The organism is Cryobacterium sp. TMT1-3, assembly GCF_004402315.1.
GTDB classification, from domain to species: Bacteria; Actinomycetota; Actinomycetes; order Actinomycetales; family Microbacteriaceae; genus Cryobacterium; species Cryobacterium luteum.
Map to the genome: position 1 here is coordinate 208,409 of NZ_SOFW01000020.1, position 17,437 is coordinate 225,845.

Genomic DNA, 17,437 nt, shown 5'->3' on the forward strand with positions numbered 1-17,437 from the left:
TGCTGATTTCGTGACAAATCGATTGCAAGATCAATGTTTTGACCTCTTTCAGGTGTTTCTACCACTGATATGTGCAATTATCGACCAACTCGCAACGCAGCGAGTCATGACCGTGTGCGTGCCCGAATGCTAGGAGAACCATGATGAAGTCCAAGCCGCTGCCCGCCGATCCCATGATCCGCCAACTCATCCGCCAAGCGCAAAACGCCCAAATGGGCCGCCGTACTCTCCTGGCCGGTGCCGGTGCCGGCGCCACAGCGCTCGCTCTCGCCGCGTGCTCCTCCGGCGCCGCGGTCAAACCCACCGCTGCCGCCGACACCTCAGCCACGAATAAGACCATCCGCTGGGACAACTGGGCGCTCTACGTCGACGTCGACGATGCCGGCAACTATCCCACCCTCGATGCGTTCAAGGCACAAACGGGAGTATCGGTCAAGTACACCGAGGCCGTGGACGACAACAACTCCTACTACGGCAAGGTGAAAGACCAGCTCGCCCTCGGCCAGGATATCGGTGCCGATGCCGTGTGCCTGACCGACTGGATGGTCAGCCGCATGATTCGGTTCGGCTACACCCAGGAACTCGATCACGCCAACATTCCCAACCTCGCCAATCTTCTGCCGTCGCTGCAGGACGTCGACTTCGACCCGGGGCGCGCCATGAGTGTGCCGTGGCAGGGCGGGTTCGCCGGCCTGGCCTGGAACAAGGCGAAGTATCCGCAGGGCCTGGCCTCGGTCGAAGACCTGTGGGCGCCGGAACTGAAGGGTCGTGTTGGGGTGCTCTCCGAAATGCGCGACACGATGGGCCTGATCATGCTCGACCAGGGCGTCGACATCTCCGGCAGCTGGGGCGAAGAGGAATTCACCGCCGCCATCGACGAGTTCAAAAAACAGGTCGCCGACGGCCAGATCCGCAACATCAAGGGCAACTCCTACAAAGAAGACCTCGCCAACGAGGACACCCTGGCCGCGATTGTCTGGTCGGGCGACATCGTGCAGCTGAACGCTGAAAACGGCGATAAGTGGGGCTTCATCGTTCCCGAAAAGGGCGGCACGCTCTGGAACGACAACTTCGTGGTGCCGATCGGTTCGCCCGGCAAAAAGAACGTCGAAGAACTCATCAACTACTATTACGACCCGGCCGTTGCCGCCGAGGTCGCCGCCTATGTCAACTACATCACCCCCGTCGTCGGTGCCAAGGAAGCCATGATGGCGATCGACCCGACGCTGGCCGAAGACCCCTTGATCTTTCCCGACGACGCCACCCTCGCCAACGCCTATGTCTTTCGTGGCCTCGACGGCACCGAAGAACAGACCTTCAATGCCCAGTTCCAGGCGATCCTGCTGGGTGCTGCCTGATGGCCGTCGGTGCGTTCGCCGATCGCGGCGCTGACCTGGAACTGGTCGGCATCGAGAAACGTTTCCCCGGGTTCACCGCCATCGAAAATCTCAATCTCACCATTCCGGCCGGGTCGTTCTTTGCACTGCTCGGTCCCTCAGGCTGCGGAAAGACGACCACGCTGCGGCTCGTCGCCGGGCTGGAAGAACCCACGAACGGCCGCATCCTCATCGGGGGAACGGATGTCACGAATCAGAAATCTTTCCAGCGTCCGGTCAACACCGTGTTCCAGAGTTACGCGCTCTTTCCGCACATGTCGGTGCTGGAGAACGTCGCCTTCGGGCTACGCCGACGCAAGATCGGCGACCCGGTGGCCAAAGCGCACGAGGCGCTGCTCCTGGTCGAGCTGGATCACCTCGCCCACCGCAAACCCCAGCAGCTCTCCGGCGGTCAGCAGCAGCGGGTGGCACTGGCCCGCGCCATCGTCAACCGGCCGGCGCTACTCCTGCTCGACGAGCCGCTCGGGGCACTCGACCTGAAGCTTCGACGTCAGATGCAGCTCGAGTTGAAGACCATTCAGGAGGAGGTCGGCCTCACCTTTCTGCACGTGACCCACGATCAGGAGGAGGCCATGACCATGGCCGACACTATCGCTGTCATGAACAAGGGTCGCATCGAACAGATGGGCGAACCCCAACAACTCTACGAACTGCCCAGGACCGCGTTCGTCGCCAACTTTCTCGGCCAGTCCAATCTGTTCACCGGTCCCGTCGTCTCCACCACCAGCACCGCCATCGCCGTCGACGTCTCCGGGCAGAAGATTGTGGTGCCGCTGGAGCGCGCGCACCGGGTGTCGGGCGAGGTCACGATCGGGGTGCGCCCCGAAAAACTCACCTTGCACGGCGAGGCGCCGTCTGACGATGCCGGCCGAAACCTGATGGGCCCAGGCACAGTCATCGATGTGTCGTTCAGCGGGGTCAGCACGCAATACCTCGTGGCGGTGCCAGGAGTCGGTACCCTGGTCGTCTTCGCCCAGAACATGGCCTTCGGCCCGGCCGCGCACGTCGGCGCCCAGGTCTGGCTCAGCTGGAACGTCGACCACGGTTTCGGTCTCGACGACGATCCAGCTGATTCGCCACGGTTCGAGGCCGACCTGGACACCAAGACCATCGCACAGCAGCGACGGTCGTCCCTGCTGACGGAGCTTGAGGAGGCCTAACGATGGCCTTCGCCGCATTCTCCTCCACGGCCGCTCCGACGACGGACCCGGTCACTCGGCGTCGCAGTCCGGTGGCGTTGTTCCTGCTGTTGCCGGGCATCCTCTATCTGGTGCTGTTCTTTCTCACCCCGCTCATATCGTTGCTGCTGACATCATTCCAGGCGCCGCGGGAGTTCGGCGATATCGGTCAGTTCGACTACGCCTTTCGCTGGCAGAACTACCTCGAGGTCGTGACGACCTATTGGCCGCACATCGTGCGCTCGTTCAGCTATGCGCTGGCCGCGACCTTCTTCGCACTGCTGATCAGTTATCCGCTGGCCTATTTCATCGGCGTAAAGGCCCGCAAGTGGCCGCTTCTGCAGAGTTTGATGCTCGTGCTCGTGATCGCACCGTTCTTCATCAGCTTTCTGCTGCGTACCCTGGCCTGGAAGCAGCTGTTCTCCGACGAGTCCTTCGTCGTGCAGTCGCTGAAAGCGCTGTCGCTGCTGGGGCCGGAAGCCCACGTGACCGGAACCGCGTTCTCGGTGATTTTCGGATTGACCTATAATTTCATCCCGTTCATGACCCTGCCGCTGTACACGACGCTGGAACGGCTCGACGTGCGCTATCTCGAGGCCGGCAGCGACCTCTATGCGAGCCCGTTCCACGTGTTCCGCAAGGTCACCATTCCGCTGTCCATGCCCGGGATTGTGGCGGGAACCCTGCTCACCTTCATCCCGGCCGCCGGTGACTATATCAACGCCAGCCGGGACTTTCTCGGCGGTACCGGCACCCAGATGATGGGTAACGTCATCGAGGCGAACTTTCTGGTCCTGCAGAACTTCCCCGCCGCCGCGGCGCTGTCGATCATTCTGATGACCGTCATCCTTGTGATCGTGAGTATTTATGTGAAACGTTCCGGAACGGAGGAACTGCTGTGAAGTTTTCCCTCGGCAAATGGTTGCTGCCCGTTTACAGCGGCCTTGCCCTGCTCTTTCTGATGATTCCCATCGGCTACACCTTTGTCTACTCGTTCAACGACTCGCTCAAATCGAATATCACCTGGCAGGGTTTCACCCTTGATAAATGGTTCAACGTCTGCAACGTGCAGAACGGGGCGGTCTGTCAGGCCTTCGGCAACAGCCTGTTCATCGGAGCCGTCGCCACCGTTGCGGCGACCACGCTCGGCACGATGATCGCGATCGCCATCGTGCGCTACCGGTTCAGGTTCCGGTCGCAGACCAGCCTGCTCCTGTTCCTGCCGATGGCCACCCCGGAGGTCGTGCTCGGCGCCGGCCTGGCGGCCCAATTTCTGTCGGTGGGTGTGCCGAAGGATATGCTGACGATCATTCTCGCGCACACCATGTTTTGCATCAGCTTCGTCGTGGTCACGGTCAAGGCGCGTGTCGCGAGTCTCGATCCGGCGTTGGAAGAGGCCGGTCGAGACCTCTATGGTTCGGCCGTGCAGGTTTTCGCACGCATCACGTTCCCGCTGCTCCTGCCCGGCATTCTGGCGGCTGCCCTGCTGTCGTTCGCGTTGTCCTTCGACGACTTCATCATCACGAACTTCAACTCGGGCGCGGTTTCGACGTTTCCGAAGTACATCTATATTTCGGCGGCGCGCGGTATTCCGGCGGAAGCCAATGTGCTTGCCTCTGCGGTGTTCATCATCGCGATCGTCGTGGTCGTGACGGTGCAGGTCACGGGGGCAGCCAAGGCCCGGCGTCTGGCCAGGCTCAGCTAGCGCCGGTAAGGCGGCTCCTGCGTGAGGCGGGCGCCGCCGTGACGGTGACCCACACCCAGAGCGTTCATCACGGCCACCAGGTCGCGACCGAGGCCGCCGCGCGCGGCAGCGGCGACGGCACGGTCGGATCTCTGGCCGGTGCGATCGTCGCGGCGGGGGGAACCCTGGGAGTTGTGCCGGTGGGGCGGGGGAACGATTTTGCACGGCAGTTGGGGATTTCGGCCGATATTGCGGCCGTGGCCAAACTCTTGCTGACCGGATCGGTGCGGCAGGTCGACATGATCGACGTCGGCGGTCAGATCGTGGTGGGGAGCGTCTACGCCGGAATCGATTCGCTCACGTCACAGCTCGTCAACCGGGTGCACCGGCTGCCGGCACGATGGCAGTATCCGACGGCGGCTGTCTGGGCGATTGCGACGCACCGATCGACCGGGTACCGCATCGTGATCGACGGCGTGAGCCAGAGCGTCGACGCGCACACCGTGACGTGGCGAACTCGGGTTACTACGGTTCGGGCATGCACGTGGCACCGTCGGCGCAGCTGGACGATGGCCTGTTCGACATCGTCATCTTTGCCTCAGCCGGCCGTCTGCGGCTTCTGAAAGCGCTGCGCATGATCTACACCGGGTCTCATCTGGAATTGCCAGAAGTGACCGTGCAGACCGGGCGAGTAGTCGCGATCGACTCGGTCGGGGCGGTGGATGCCTACGCCGATGGCGACCGCATCGGGCCGTTTCCGGTCGGGGCGCGGGTGCGGCCGGGCGCGCTTACCGTGATTGCGCCCGACCTCACCGGTCAGACGTAGCTGGCGCGAATCTCGCCGACCGGCCGGCCGCCGCCGGTGACGGTGAGGCCGAGCTCCGGCAGCAACTCGGCGACATCCGTTCGCGCGATGGCACCCGCGTCGGCCAGCAGACCCAGTGCGACTGCCGCCGCGGCGCGTAGGTTGCCGTCGAGAACCTTCAGCGCCACTGTCGTACCGTTCTCGGCGGCGGCGACCATGATTCCCTCCGCTCCGCCCTTCATGAACAGGCCGAGGCGTTCGATCACGATGCTGTCCGAGTGTCCGGGACCGGCTATCACCCAGCCGTTGGCGCGCACTGCCTCAGCGAGAAAACCGGCCTCACGATAGATCGCAAACGGTGAGTTGGACTTGCTGGTGGCGATGCGCGCAATGCCGCGGGCCAGCCCGGTGAGGGAGATCGCGTGCACCGGAGCGCCGCACCCGTCGGTGCCGGAAACCACCGGTCGTTCGCCGGTGAAACGTTCGAGCACGTCGAGAATACGTTTCTGCAGCGGATGCGCCGGATTCAAATAGCCGTCCAGCGCCCAGCCGTTCTGTTGACAGGCCACGAGCATCGCCGCGTGCTTGCCCGAGCACTCCATATACACGGGAGCCTTGCTGGCACCGAGACGCACCAGGGTGTCACGGGCTGCTGAATCGATCGGCCAGGCGGCCGGGCAGGCGAGCGCTGTCTCGGGCACTCCCGCCCGGGCCAGCAGTCCGCGAACGAGCTCGATGTGGGCCGGCGTGCCGGTGTGGCTCGCGGTGGCGATGGCGGCATCCGCTCCGCGCAGGGCGGCGCCGCTCGCCATGACCGCAACGGCCTGGAACGGTTTCATGGCCGAGCGCGGAAAAACCGGGCTGGTCACGTCGCCGAGCGTACGCAAGACCTCACCGTTGGTGCCGAGTACGATCGCCGATCCGGCGTGGCGGGATTCGACGAAGCTGCTGCGTTCGACGACGGCGAGCTCGACCGAATCGTTGACCGTGAAGGTTTCTGTCACGGCGTCAGTGTGCGGGCGCGGTCAGGGCTGCCATGGCGTCGTCGATCACCGAGAGGGCGTCGACGATGAGCGCATCGGACAGCGCCAGGCTCGGCAGGAAGCGCAGCACGTTACCGTAGGTGCCGGCGGTGAGCAGCAGAACGCCGTGCTGACCGGCGTAGGTCGAGATGGAAGCGACAGCGGCGGCGTTGGGGGCCTTCGTCGTGTCGCCCGTTCCCGGCTGCACCAGTTCGATCGCGATCATGGCACCACGGCCGCGGATCTCGCCGATGATGTCGTACTTGTTCTTCAGCGCGGTCAGGCCTGCGGTGAGGGACTTCTCGATGCGCTGCGCTTCGCCGAGCAGGTTGCCCGCTGCGATCGCGTCGAAGACGGCGATTGCTGCGGCGCAGGAGACGGGGTTGCCGCCGAAGGTGCCGCCGAGGCCGCCGGGCTGGGAGGCATCCATAATTTCGGCGCGACCGGTGACGGCGGCGAGGGGGAAGCCGCCGGCGATGCCCTTGGCGGTGAGCACGAGGTCAGGGATCCAGCCGAAGTGCTCGCTCGCGTAGTACTTGCCCGTGCGGGCCATGCCGCTCTGAATCTCGTCGGCGATCATTACGACCCCCTTGCTGCTGCACCATTCCTGCAGGGCCGGGAGGTAGCCCTCGGCTGGCACCATGAAACCACCCTCACCCTGGATCGGTTCGACGACCAGGCAGGCCAGATCGGATGCGCCGATCACCTTGTCGAGGTAGGCGATGGTGCGTGCGGCAGCTTCGGCGCCGGTCAGGCCGTCGTGATACGGGTAGGAGCTCGGTGCGTGGTACACATCGCTCGCGAGCGGGCCGTAGCCGGTGGCGTAGGGCATGGCCTTGTAGTTCATGGCCATGGTCAGTACGGTGCGGCCGTGGTAGGCGTGGTCGAGCACGGCGACGGCGCGCCGGCCGGTGAACTTGCGGGCGATTTTCACACCGTTCTCAACGGCTTCGGCACCGGAGTTGATGAGCACGCTTTTCTTCGGGAAATCTCCGGGGGTGTGCTCGGCGAGCAGCTCAGCGACCCGAACGTATTCTTCGTAGGGGGTGACGGTGAACAGGGTGTGGATGAAGTCCTGGGACTGTTCGACGGCCGCGGCGACGACGCTGGTCTCGGTGTGGCCGATGGTCGTGACGCCGATTCCGGCACCGAGGTCGATGAACTGGTTGCCGTCGACGTCGACGACGATCGCCCCATTGGCCTTGGCAATGTAGACGGGAAGCATGGAACTGACCCCGTCGGAGACAACGGCCCGGCGCCGCTCATGCAACGCCGCCGAGATCGGGCCGGGAATGGCGGTCACGATCTTTCGTTCTTGGGCAACGGAGTATGTTGCGGCATCGGTGGCAGAGTTTGTGAGGGTGTCAGTCATGATGAATCCACTGTACCGACCCCTGGCGGGGTCAACCTGAGTTCGCCTGCAAGAATCTTGGAGAGTAGAGGGAGAAGCATGAACGGAGTGCACGAATATGCGGTGCGAGTCGAGTGGACCGGTAATCGCGGCACCGGAACGAGTCATTACAAGGCCTACGGTCGGGACCATCTGATATCGCCGGCCGGTCGGGCATCCGCTGACAAGGCGACGATCCTGGGGTCGTCCGACCCTACCTTTCACGGTGACAACGCCCGCTGGAACCCCGAGGAACTGTTGCTCGCGGCGCTCGGCCAATGCCATTTGCTGTCGTACCTGCACGTGGCGGCCCGCAACGGGGTGATCGTGACGGCGTATACGGATGCCCCGGTCGGCACGATGAAACAGGTCGCCGGTGGTGGGCACTTCACCTCGGTGACCCTGCGGCCGCGGGTGAGCATCACCGACCCCGAACAGGTTGAGTTTGCTCAGTCGCTGCATGCCGAGGCGGCCCGGGAATGCTTCATCGCGGCCTCGGTGAACTTTCCGGTCGAGCACGAGCCGGTCACCACCGCCTGATCGCTTCGCGACTCATCGAGCCGTGAGTTTGGCGGCATTTCAGCGCGGAAATGACCTCCGACTCACGGCTCGGCGAGGTCGACACAGATTGTGTATAGCGCGGTAGTGCGGTTTGCGTAGTAGTGTGGGATCCGTTGAAGGCTGAAACTGATCGAAGGGACGCCGATGGATACCACCCAGTTGCTCAAGGGGGTGCTCGATCTGGCCGTCCTGGCCGTGATCGTCGACGACGACGGCTACGGCTATGACATTGTGCGCCGGTTGCGCGCCGCCGGTCTGGATGAGGTCGGGGACGCCTCGGTCTACGGCACCCTGCGGCGGCTGTACAGCGCGGGAGCACTGTCGAGCTACGTCGTCCCGTCCGACGGCGGGCCGCACCGCAAGTACTACGGAATGAACGCGAACGGCCGGGCCATGCTCGCCGAACAGCGCGCGAACTGGACCCGCTTCGCCGACACCCTCACCCAGCTGCTCGATAAGCCGCAGCCCTCCGTCTCCCTACCCACGATCGGCGACAACTCATGAGCGACACCGCCACGACCATCCAGTCCATTCGCGATTTCGCCATTGCCGTGCGAGCTGCCCTGAGCGATCTGCCCACCGACGATGTCGATGAACTCACCGACGGACTCGAGGCCGACCTGACGGAGCAGGCGGCCGACGTCGATGCGGGCGATTTGGCGGTGCCCGACTTTGAGCTCGGCGATCCGGTCGCCTACGCCGACGAGCTGCGCGGCGCCGCCGGACTGCCGGTGCGTGGAACGGATGAGACCGCCCGGGTGCCGCAGCTGCGCCGGCTGCGCACCCGGGTCGGTGACGCGCGGGTGGGCGCGGCTCGGCGCATCCGTTCGAGTGCCGCTGGTGCGGCGCTGCTCGACTTTCTGCTCGCTTTGCGCCCCGCGTGGTGGGTGCTGCGCGGCTGGGTCGTCTACGCGGTCGTTGCGGTCTTCGCCGGCGGCGCTCTCAGCACTGTGCCGACCGATCCGCTGCGGTGGGTTATACTCACGGCTTTCGTGGTGCTGAGCGTGCAGTGGGGGCGCGGCCGGTGGCTGCCCTGGCGCTGGCTTCCCGGTTTTCGCACGGTGGTCAGTGTGTGCGCGGTTCTCGTTCTGCCGATCGTGCTGCTGGCCACGGCCCAGAATGCCGGAGCGCAGAACAGTGCCTACCTGGACTACAACCCGGCGCCGTTGCCGGGACTCATGCAGAACGGTGAGCAGGTGACCAACGTATTCGCGTATGACGCCGATGGTCAGCCTCTGACAGACGTGCAGTTATTCGACCAAGACGGGCGATCTCTTAACGTGGTCAATGACCCGGCGAATACGAATTACCTCCCCCAACTCGATAAGGCCGGCGAGCAGGACATGGTCGTACCGAGCCTGCTGGTTCCGGCGGGCGGAGGCTGGAATGTGTTTCCGCTGCGGCTGGTTTCGTCTGACGATATCGACTATACCTACGACTATCTCGGCCAGGCCTACCAAGCGGATGCCGCGCCAGCGCCGTTACCGTACGCTCGGGTGCAGCCCTTGGTCGAACTGCCCGCGGAGGGGGAGCCGACGCCCGCGCCCACGCTGTCGCCGGAACCGACAACATCCGCCGCACCGACGGCCGGACAATGATGCTGCCGGTCACCGATCTGGTAGCGGTCATCAGCCCGTCGGCCGTCGACCTGCCTCCCACCCAATCCCTCGACATAACCGATTGGGTTGCCACGGGCGAATCGCCGCAAACCTCGACCAGACAGGATTGCACGGGTTAGGGTGGCACGAGGGGGAAACATGAGTCGAAACGTTGCCACTGCGCCGCACAATCTGTCGGTTGCGCGAGCGCGATGGCTTGGTGCGAGTGCCGTGGTGATCGTTGCAGTCCTTGCACTGACGGGCTGCGCTACCGGCGACAGCGTCGCTGCCGACACGGTTGACCACATCGCTGCGGAGCTCACCGACGACCTGGACTCGCCGGTGTCGCGGGTGCGGAATGCTGAATGGTTTGCGGCCACCTATATCACTCCGCTGAATTCCACGGCGGGCGGCCTCGGTTCCACTGTCTACGCGGACACACTCGCTTGGAGTGGGAGCTCCGGTGACGAAATGGGTGCCCGCATCGAGGTGCGCATCCGGGTGGATGAGGAGCAGAAAAATGCTGTCGGGGTCGGCGACTCCTCCTACGGCAAGGGGAGCGCGACCAAATGTTTCCGCTACGAGATTTTCCGGCGGCCACATCCGGTCACCCGACAAAGTATCAGCTGCCCGGACAATCCGGAGCTCGCGATCCCGACCGCGGCACCGCTCCCAGCCCTGCCCGACGACGCCAAGGATGTGCTCGCGGCGGTTCTGGGTGCCGCGACGAGCGCAAGTTTGGAGCGAGACGTGCGCGCCGCCTTCGCCGAAGACTTCATGACGGTCGATACGGATTACGTCGACGGTGCCCTTATCGCGGCCGTGGGTGTTCCGGGCGAGCGCGAATGCATTGTGGGAGTGCGGGGTTCCGATGGAGTCGTGGAATTCTCGGGCTTTGATCGCACCTGGATCGAGCCCGGCGAGCTCGGCTGTACGACGAACATTGTGACGAGCCCGCCCCTGTAGATGCCTCGAACCGAGGGGAGCCGCCGAGCCGTAAGTTTCAGGCGTCCCCTGCTGCCGAAACTCACGGCTTGGTGCCCATACTCACGGCTCGGCGACGGGGAAGCGACGCCGCCCGCGAGTTACGCCGGGTAGGCGGCGACCAGGGCGGTGAGGGCCTCTTCGAGCACCGTCGCCGCGTCATCGATGAGTTCGTCGGAGATCACGACACTGGGCATGATGCGCAGCACGGAATCCCAGCTGCCGGCATCCAGCGCGATGACCCCATTCGTGGTGGCGTGCTTGATCAGCGCAGTGAGGGCCTCGGGGTAGGGCTTCTTGGTTCCGGGGTGTACGAGCTCAACGCCGAACATCGCGCCCTTGCCCCGCACCTCGCCGACGATGGAGAACTTATCGGCCCAGTCGCCGATGCGCGCCCAGAGGGCCGCCTCGACCCGCTTCGCCTCGCCGAGCAGGTTGTCCCGCTCGATCAGGTTGAATACCGCAAGGGCGGCAGCGGTCGAAACCGGGTTGCCGCCGAAGGTGCCGCCGATGCCGCCCGGCTGCACGGAATCCATGATGTCGGCGCGGCCGGTGACCGCGGCAAGCGGGAAGCCGCCGGCGATGCCCTTGGCGGTGGTGACCAGGTCGGGAACGACGTCGTGGTGCTCGATCGAGTACCAAACGCCGGTGCGGGCAATGCCGGCCTGAATCTCATCGGCCACGAACACGATGCCGTTCTCGGTGCAGAATTCGCGGATGCGCTTGAAGTATCCGGGCGCGGGGATGACGATTCCGCCATCGCCCTGGATCGGCTCGACGAAGAACGCCGCGACCTCGGTCGCGCCGATGTGGGTGTTGATGTAATCGATGGTCTTCTCGGCCGCTTCAAGCCCGCTCAGGCCGTCACGGAACGGGTAACTCGTCGGAACGCTGTAGATCTCACCGGGGAAGGGACCCATGCCGGCGCGTTCCGGCCAGGGCCGGTAGGTCATCGTCATGGTCAGGTTGGTGCGACCGTGGAAGGCGTGGTCGAGGGCCACGATGGCGCGACGGCCGGTGAACTTACGGGCGATCTTCACCGCGTTCTCCACCGCTTCCGCGCCGGTGTTCACGAGAACGGAATGCTTCTCAAAATCTCCCGGGGTGATCTGGCTAAGTTTCTCGGCGACCGCCACATAGTTTTCGTAGGGCGTGACCGTGAACAAGGTGTGAGTTAGTTTCGCTGCCTGAGCGGATGCCGCCGCGGCGACCTCCGGATGGGCGTGGCCGATCGTGGTCACCCCGATTCCGCAGCCGAGGTCGATGATCTGGTTGCCGTCGACGTCGACCAGGATGGCTCCAGCGCCGTGGTCCATGTAGATGTTGGCGAGGGTCCCGGCGCCGCGGGCGACCGTCTTCTCGCGCCGGGCCTGTAGTTCTACCGACTTGGGGCCGGGGAGAGCCGTGACGAGCTTGCGTTGCTGGGGCACCGAATACGTTGCAGTCATTGTTCCAGCCTATGACGGTCGGCGGTGCTCGCCGACCGATTCATCGCTCGCCGCTACAGGCGTTCGCGCGGAAAGACCCGGCGGGCGAGACGATTGAGCGTGCCGACCGGCGGCGATTCGTTGTAGGCATGGGCCAATTCTTGGCCGGACAGGCCGTGAATGGCCGCCATGACCTCATCCGTCGCCTGACGGCGGGCTTTGCCCGACGTTGCGTGGCCGTGATGGCTGAGGTCGAGCGGTTGGCCGAAGCTGACCGTGATCTTGCGGATGCGGGGCACCTTGGTGCCGACTGGCTGAATCTCCTGCGTGCCGATCAGTCCCACCGGAACTACGACGGCCCCGGTGGTGAGGGCCAGCCAGGCGACGCCGGTGCGGCCCTTGTAGAGACGGCCGTCGAGTGAGCGGGTGCCCTCCGGGTAGATCGCGAATGCGCCCTCGGCATCGAGCACCGCTCGACCTTCATCGAGGGCAAGCTGGGCGGCCTGCCCGGCCCCGCGTTCCACCCCGATGGCGCCGATCGCGGTGAAGAACGTGCGGGAGACCCAGCCATTGAAGCCGGTTCCGGTGAAGTAGGTCGATTTGGCGAGGAACTGCACCCGCCTCGTTGCGACGAGCGGGATGACGATGCTGTCGATGAAGGAGAGATGGTTGCTGGCCAGGATGACGCGGCCGGTGGCCGGGATGTTCTCGCGCCCCAGAATGCGCGGGCGGAACACAACGCGGGCGACGGGTGCCATGATGCCGTAGCCGAGAAAGTAGACGAAACCCGGACGCTTCACGTGCTCCGGTTCGTCGGGCAGGTCTGCCGCCTCGTCGCGTGGGACGGCTGCGGATTCGCTGTCGCTGGTGTCGGTTGCGTCGTCGTCTAGGGGTTCTGCTTGGGCACCAGTCACCCGTTGACCCTACGCCACAGTTACCGCGCACCGAACATGAACCGCGGCATGCACCTAGCATGGAGGGGTGCAGAGAGTAATCATCCTCGGGTCTACGGGCTCGATCGGAACCCAGGCCCTCGACGTCATTCGTGCCAACCCGGAACGGTTCGAGGTGGTTGGTCTCGCGGCCGGCAGCAACCGTGAACTCCTCGAGGCGCAGGCGCTCGACTTTCAGGTCGAGCACACCGCTTTGGGAGCGGATGCTGCGGAGCAGCTCGTGCAGGGCGTCGACACCGACGTCGTACTGAACGGCATCACCGGTTCGGTCGGTCTCGGACCGACGCTCGCCGCTTTGAAGGCCGGTCGTACCCTGGCCCTGGCCAATAAAGAGTCGCTCATCGTCGGCGGCGACCTGGTGAAATCGCTCGCCGCGCCCGGGCAGATTGTGCCCGTCGATTCCGAACACTCGGCCATTGCGCAGGCGCTGCTGGCCGGAACCGCGCAGGAGGTGCGTCGACTTGTGCTGACGGCATCCGGCGGACCGTTTCGTGGTTTCACGCGGGAGCAGCTGGCCCGGGTCACCCCGGCACAGGCCCTCGCGCACCCCACTTGGAACATGGGCCTTGTGGTGACCACCAACTCGGCCACCCTCGTCAACAAGGGCCTCGAAATCATCGAGGCGCACCTGCTGTTCGACGTGGAATATGACCGCATCGACGCCGTCGTGCACCCGCAATCCGTGGTGCACTCCATGGTGGAATTCGTCGACGGATCAACGATTGCGCAGGCAAGCCCGCCGGACATGCGCCTGCCGATCTCGCTCGGGCTGGACTGGCCGAACCGGGTCGCCGCTGTCGGCACCCCGATCGACTGGACCGTGCCGCACAGCTGGACCTTTGAGCCGCTCGACGACGCGGCATTCCCCGCGGTCGAACTGGCCAAGAAGGTCGGCCGTAAGGGCGGCACCTATCCCGCGGTGTTCAACGCGGCCAACGAGCAGGCCGTTGCGGCTTTCCACGCCGGGCACGTCGGGTTTCTGGATATCGTGGACACGGTGCTGCGTGTGGTCGAATCCCACGAACAGGGCCAGGAACTCACCAGGGAGTCGCTCGTCGACGCCGAACGGTGGGCGCGTGCCGCGGCCGACAAACTCATCGCGGCGCGCTAGACGCTCTCGCCTCACTCCCGCACTGGCTGGCCTGGCGCACTAATCGCACTCGCCGGCCTTGACCTTGTCATTGTTCTCCCTGCAATCTTCCCGGGCTTGCTTGGCGTCTTCGGCAGCGTCCTTCGCGGCTTCCCTGGCCTGTTCCGCGTCTTCTTGAGCCTGCTCAGCGTTCTTCTGGGCGTCTTCGTCGTGCTGCTTCTCAGCGAGGGCCGCTGCCGCCGCCGCTGCCTGGGCTGCGGCTTCGGCGGCAACAACGGCGGCATCGATTTCAACGGTCAGGTCGTCGCGCACCAGGTTGATCGCGGCCTGAATGGCGGCGGATCGTTCGGTACTGACCTCGCCCGCCGCTGCGGCCGTGCGCAGATTTGCCTGCATGGCCTCGAGCCGCGACTGGGCGGTCGTGAAGTCTGCGGCGGCTGCCGCCTCAGTGATCTGCAGAATTTCACCCTGCAGGTTCTCGGCCGTGGCGGCCTGCAGGTCGACGGGGTTGGCCGTGCAGCCGGCCAGAGTCAACAGGAACCCGACGGCCACAGCAGCCAGGGTCAGGCGGTGGCGTCGAATCATGGGTTCACGCTTTCTTGAAGCTCTTGAAGGTGGACGCCGAGCGTGCCGTCGACGGCCGGATAGCTCGGGGGCGGCACGGCCGGCGCTTCGGCCGGCTTGATCAGGAGCGCAGCGGCGATGGCGAGTGCGATCAGAGTGACGCCGCTGGCGATTAGGACGGGCACCCGCCGGCTTGCGGGCCGGCGCGGCTTGACCGGGACCGCGGTCCCGGTACCTGCAGCAGGGGCGTGAGCGGGAGCATCCGTTTTCAGGACCTCGGTCGGAGCGGCCTCGGCCGCAGCCAGCAGCAGGGTGGGCGCCGGGGCCAAGTCGGGCATCAGTAGGGTGGGCGCCGGCGTCAGGTCTGGCAGCAGGCGGGTGGCCGCAGTGGCGCTCTCCGTGGCCGTCGCCGGGGCGCTCTCCGTGGCGAGGGCTCGCAACGACCCGGCGGCCTCAGCCGCGGTGGGTCGGTCGGCAGCCTCACGGGCGGTCATCGACGCGAGCAGCTCTGACCAGTCCCTGCCCAGAGTATTCGGGATCTCCGGCTGGCGTTGTAGTCGGGCCATCGCCGACTCCACCGCGGTGCCGGGGTACGCCCGCTGCCCGGTCAGGCATTCGAGCAGGACCAGGCCGAGGGAGTAGACATCCGTTGGCGCACCGATAGCGGCGCCGAGGGCCTGTTCGGGGCTGAGATAGCTCGCGGTGCCCAGCAGCGACCCCGTCGCGGTAAGCCGCGTCTCATCGAGCAGCCGGGCTATGCCGAAGTCGGCAAGTTTGGCGTGCATGCCGCGGCCGGGAAACCCGGACGGTGCGAGCAACACATTGGCCGGCTTGACGTCCCGGTGGATGATGCCGCGTTCGTGCACGTAGTGCAACGCTTCGGCGAGGTCGGCGCCCATCCCGGCGACGTCGACGCTCGGCACGGGGCCGTCGTTGATGCGGGTGCGCAGGTCGGGGCCGTCGACGAGTTCCATCACGATGAAGGTGCGTGGAACGCCCTCGACGGTTGTGGTGCCGGCGTCGAACAGGGTGACGAGGGCGAAATGGTTCAGGCTCGCGAGCAGGGCGATCTCCCCGCTTTGCCGTTCGGGCTCTGAGGCGCCGCCATCGGCCCGAAAGAGTTTGACGGCCACGGTGCGGCCGAGCGCGGTGTCGGTCGCCCGATAAACGGATGCCATCCCGCCGGTGCCGATGAGACCCCCGAGCAGGAAACGGTCGGCGAGCAGGCTGCCGACCGGGCCGAGCGGTGGTGGCACTGGCAGCTGTTGGGTGGGAACGGGTTCGTAAGACAAGGGGACCTCCTGGTGCGTCCGCCTTCTAGCAAACCACATGCGCCCCTTAATCGGGAGGTCTGCCCGCACAGCCAGCCGCTTTGCAGCTTGGTGCGGATACTCTACGACAGTGGAAACCGTACTGCTGTTCATACTGGGCGTCGCCATTGTCGTCGTGGGTCTTGCCGTGTCGATCGGCCTGCATGAAATCGGCCACCTGGTGCCGGCGAAGCTGTTCGGCGTCAAGGTCACCCAGTACATGATCGGCTTCGGCCCGACGCTCTGGTCGCGCACCAAGGGTGAGACGGAGTACGGTGTCAAGGCCATTCCCATGGGCGGTTATATCGCCATGATCGGCATGTTTCCTCCCTCCAAAAAGGGCGGAGCCCCGCGCAGCACCACAACCGGCTTCTTCGATCAGATGGTGCAGGAGGGTGCCCCGGAGAAGAAGTCGAGCGCCCTGTCGACCCTGGTCGATGATGCCCGTCAGGCCAGCGCCGAGACCATCGGCGACGGTGAAGACCACCGCGCGTTCTATCAGTTACCCGTCTACAAACGCGTGATCATCATGCTCGGCGGACCGACCATGAACCTGCTCATCGCGATTGTGATGTTCGCAATCCTGCTCATGGGATTCGGCACCCCGCAGATCAGCACGACCGTTGGCAGCGTGAGTAAGTGCGTGTTGCCCGCATCGAGCGACCGGCAGACCTGTGAGACCACCGACGAAGCCTCGCCAGGTGCTGCCGCCGGTTTGCAGCCGGGTGACCGCCTGGTCAGCATCGGCGGAACGGTCATCACCAGCTGGGAGGAGTCGACCGATGTCATCCGTTCGGCCCCGGGGCGCACCCTCGCCGTGGTCGTCGAACGCGACGGTGCCAACATGGATCTCTCGCTCACCCCTAAACTCACCGAGCGTTACATCTACACCGCCGCGGAAAAGATCAAGACGGATGCTTCCGGCACGTTGCTGACCGAAGAGGTCGGTTTTGTCGGCATCGGAGCGGCGAGTGAACTCGTGCCCCAGCCGGCCACCGCCGTGCTGCCCGCTGTCGGCGACAACATCGGCGGGGTCGCGCATATGATCCTCAACCTGCCCGACCGGCTGGTGGCCGTCGCGAATGCCGCCTTCGGGCCCGGCGAGCGGGACCTGAACGGGCCGATCAGCGTGGTCGGTGTCGGCCGGGTGGCGGGTGAGATCGCGAGCATCGACACGATCCCGGTCGCGACCAAGGTGGCGAGCATGTTCCAGTTGCTCGGATCGCTCAATATCGCCCTGTTCGTGTTCAACCTGGTGCCCCTGCTGCCGCTCGACGGCGGCCACGTCGCCGGTGCGCTTTGGGAAGGCATCCGTCGCTTCTTTGCGAAGCTGTTCAAACGGCCCGACCCCGGCCCGGTCGATATGGCCAAGCTCATGCCGCTGACGCTCGCGGTCGTCATTCTGCTCGGTGGGATGAGTCTGCTGCTCATCTACGCCGACATCGTCAAGCCGATCAACCTGTTCGGCTAGAAG

At 65.1% G+C, this 17,437-nt stretch carries 16 protein-coding genes and 1 pseudogene; 11 read left to right on the forward strand and 6 right to left on the reverse strand.

Going from position 1 to position 17,437, the window contains the following annotated elements; translation table 11 throughout:
- Positions 1–143 precede the first annotated feature (143 nt).
- The 5 genes and pseudogenes from E3O25_RS06655 (at position 144) to E3O25_RS16915 (ending at position 5,085) form a co-directional block, all read left to right on the forward strand.
- Positions 144–1,358, forward strand: a complete 1,215-nt coding sequence (locus tag E3O25_RS06655) for a PotD/PotF family extracellular solute-binding protein (protein ID WP_092109447.1) — start codon at positions 144–146, stop codon at positions 1,356–1,358.
- Positions 1,358–2,557 (forward strand): ABC transporter ATP-binding protein, encoded by a 1,200-nt coding sequence (locus E3O25_RS06660; protein ID WP_134360780.1) that lies wholly within the window; start codon positions 1,358–1,360, stop codon positions 2,555–2,557. The genes E3O25_RS06655 and E3O25_RS06660 overlap by 1 nt, the downstream gene beginning before the upstream one ends.
- Positions 2,558–2,559: 2 nt before the next feature.
- Positions 2,560–3,477: an ABC transporter permease gene (locus E3O25_RS06665; protein WP_092109453.1), complete on the forward strand. Its 918-nt coding sequence runs from the start codon at positions 2,560–2,562 to the stop codon at positions 3,475–3,477.
- Positions 3,474–4,280 (forward strand): ABC transporter permease, encoded by an 807-nt coding sequence (locus E3O25_RS06670; protein ID WP_174721714.1) that lies wholly within the window; start codon positions 3,474–3,476, stop codon positions 4,278–4,280. The genes E3O25_RS06665 and E3O25_RS06670 overlap by 4 nt, the downstream gene beginning before the upstream one ends.
- Positions 4,281–4,318: 38 nt before the next feature.
- Positions 4,319–5,085 (forward strand): annotated as a pseudogene (locus tag E3O25_RS16915) (diacylglycerol kinase family protein).
- On the opposite strand, the gene E3O25_RS06680 reads toward E3O25_RS16915, so the two are convergent.
- Positions 5,076–6,068: an asparaginase gene (locus tag E3O25_RS06680; RefSeq protein ID WP_092109456.1), complete on the reverse strand. Its 993-nt coding sequence runs from the start codon at positions 6,066–6,068 to the stop codon at positions 5,076–5,078. The pseudogene E3O25_RS16915 and the gene E3O25_RS06680 overlap by 10 nt on opposite strands.
- A 4-nt stretch (positions 6,069–6,072) precedes the next feature.
- Positions 6,073–7,458, reverse strand: a complete 1,386-nt coding sequence (gene gabT / locus E3O25_RS06685) for a 4-aminobutyrate--2-oxoglutarate transaminase (protein WP_092109459.1) — start codon at positions 7,456–7,458, stop codon at positions 6,073–6,075.
- 78 nt (positions 7,459–7,536) lie between these two features.
- Here gabT and E3O25_RS06690 point away from each other — a divergent pair, with 78 nt between their 5' ends.
- The 4 genes from E3O25_RS06690 (at position 7,537) to E3O25_RS06705 (ending at position 10,601) form a co-directional block, all read left to right on the forward strand.
- Positions 7,537–8,016 carry an OsmC family protein gene (locus E3O25_RS06690; protein WP_134360782.1) on the forward strand — a complete coding sequence of 160 codons (480 nt, stop codon included), beginning with the start codon at positions 7,537–7,539 and terminating at the stop codon, positions 8,014–8,016.
- A gap of 165 nt (positions 8,017–8,181) precedes the next feature.
- Entirely contained in the window at positions 8,182–8,541 is a 360-nt protein-coding gene (locus tag E3O25_RS06695) for a PadR family transcriptional regulator (protein WP_092109464.1), read from the forward strand.
- On the forward strand, positions 8,538–9,635 hold the full coding sequence (locus tag E3O25_RS06700) for a hypothetical protein (protein WP_134360783.1): 1,098 nt from the start codon (positions 8,538–8,540) through the stop codon (positions 9,633–9,635). Before E3O25_RS06695 ends, E3O25_RS06700 begins: the two co-directional genes overlap by 4 nt.
- A gap of 159 nt (positions 9,636–9,794) precedes the next feature.
- On the forward strand, positions 9,795–10,601 hold the full coding sequence (locus E3O25_RS06705; RefSeq protein ID WP_134360784.1) for a hypothetical protein: 807 nt from the start codon (positions 9,795–9,797) through the stop codon (positions 10,599–10,601).
- 119 nt (positions 10,602–10,720) lie between these two features.
- Here E3O25_RS06705 and E3O25_RS06710 read toward each other — a convergent pair whose 3' ends face one another.
- On the reverse strand, positions 10,721–12,067 hold the full coding sequence (locus E3O25_RS06710; protein ID WP_092109474.1) for an aminotransferase class III-fold pyridoxal phosphate-dependent enzyme: 1,347 nt from the start codon (positions 12,065–12,067) through the stop codon (positions 10,721–10,723).
- Positions 12,068–12,120: 53 nt separating this feature from the next.
- A complete protein-coding gene (locus E3O25_RS06715; protein ID WP_370448733.1) occupies positions 12,121–12,960 on the reverse strand; it encodes a lysophospholipid acyltransferase family protein in 840 nt (279 codons plus the stop codon).
- A gap of 67 nt (positions 12,961–13,027) precedes the next feature.
- Between E3O25_RS06715 and dxr the strand changes: the two genes are divergently transcribed.
- Positions 13,028–14,110 (forward strand): 1-deoxy-D-xylulose-5-phosphate reductoisomerase, encoded by a 1,083-nt coding sequence (gene dxr, locus E3O25_RS06720; protein ID WP_134360785.1) that lies wholly within the window; start codon positions 13,028–13,030, stop codon positions 14,108–14,110.
- Between the two features lie 39 nt (positions 14,111–14,149).
- Here the strand turns inward: dxr and E3O25_RS06725 are convergent, their stop codons facing one another.
- Together E3O25_RS06725 and E3O25_RS06730 are read right to left on the reverse strand one after the other, a co-directional pair.
- On the reverse strand, positions 14,150–14,674 hold the full coding sequence (locus tag E3O25_RS06725) for a hypothetical protein (RefSeq protein WP_092109480.1): 525 nt from the start codon (positions 14,672–14,674) through the stop codon (positions 14,150–14,152).
- On the reverse strand, positions 14,671–15,945 hold the full coding sequence (locus tag E3O25_RS06730) for a serine/threonine-protein kinase (protein WP_241988520.1): 1,275 nt from the start codon (positions 15,943–15,945) through the stop codon (positions 14,671–14,673). The genes E3O25_RS06725 and E3O25_RS06730 overlap by 4 nt, the downstream gene beginning before the upstream one ends.
- A 109-nt stretch (positions 15,946–16,054) precedes the next feature.
- Here E3O25_RS06730 and E3O25_RS06735 point away from each other — a divergent pair, with 109 nt between their 5' ends.
- A complete protein-coding gene (locus E3O25_RS06735) occupies positions 16,055–17,434 on the forward strand; it encodes an RIP metalloprotease (protein ID WP_166787681.1) in 1,380 nt (459 codons plus the stop codon).
- The last annotated feature ends 3 nt before the right edge of the window (positions 17,435–17,437 follow it).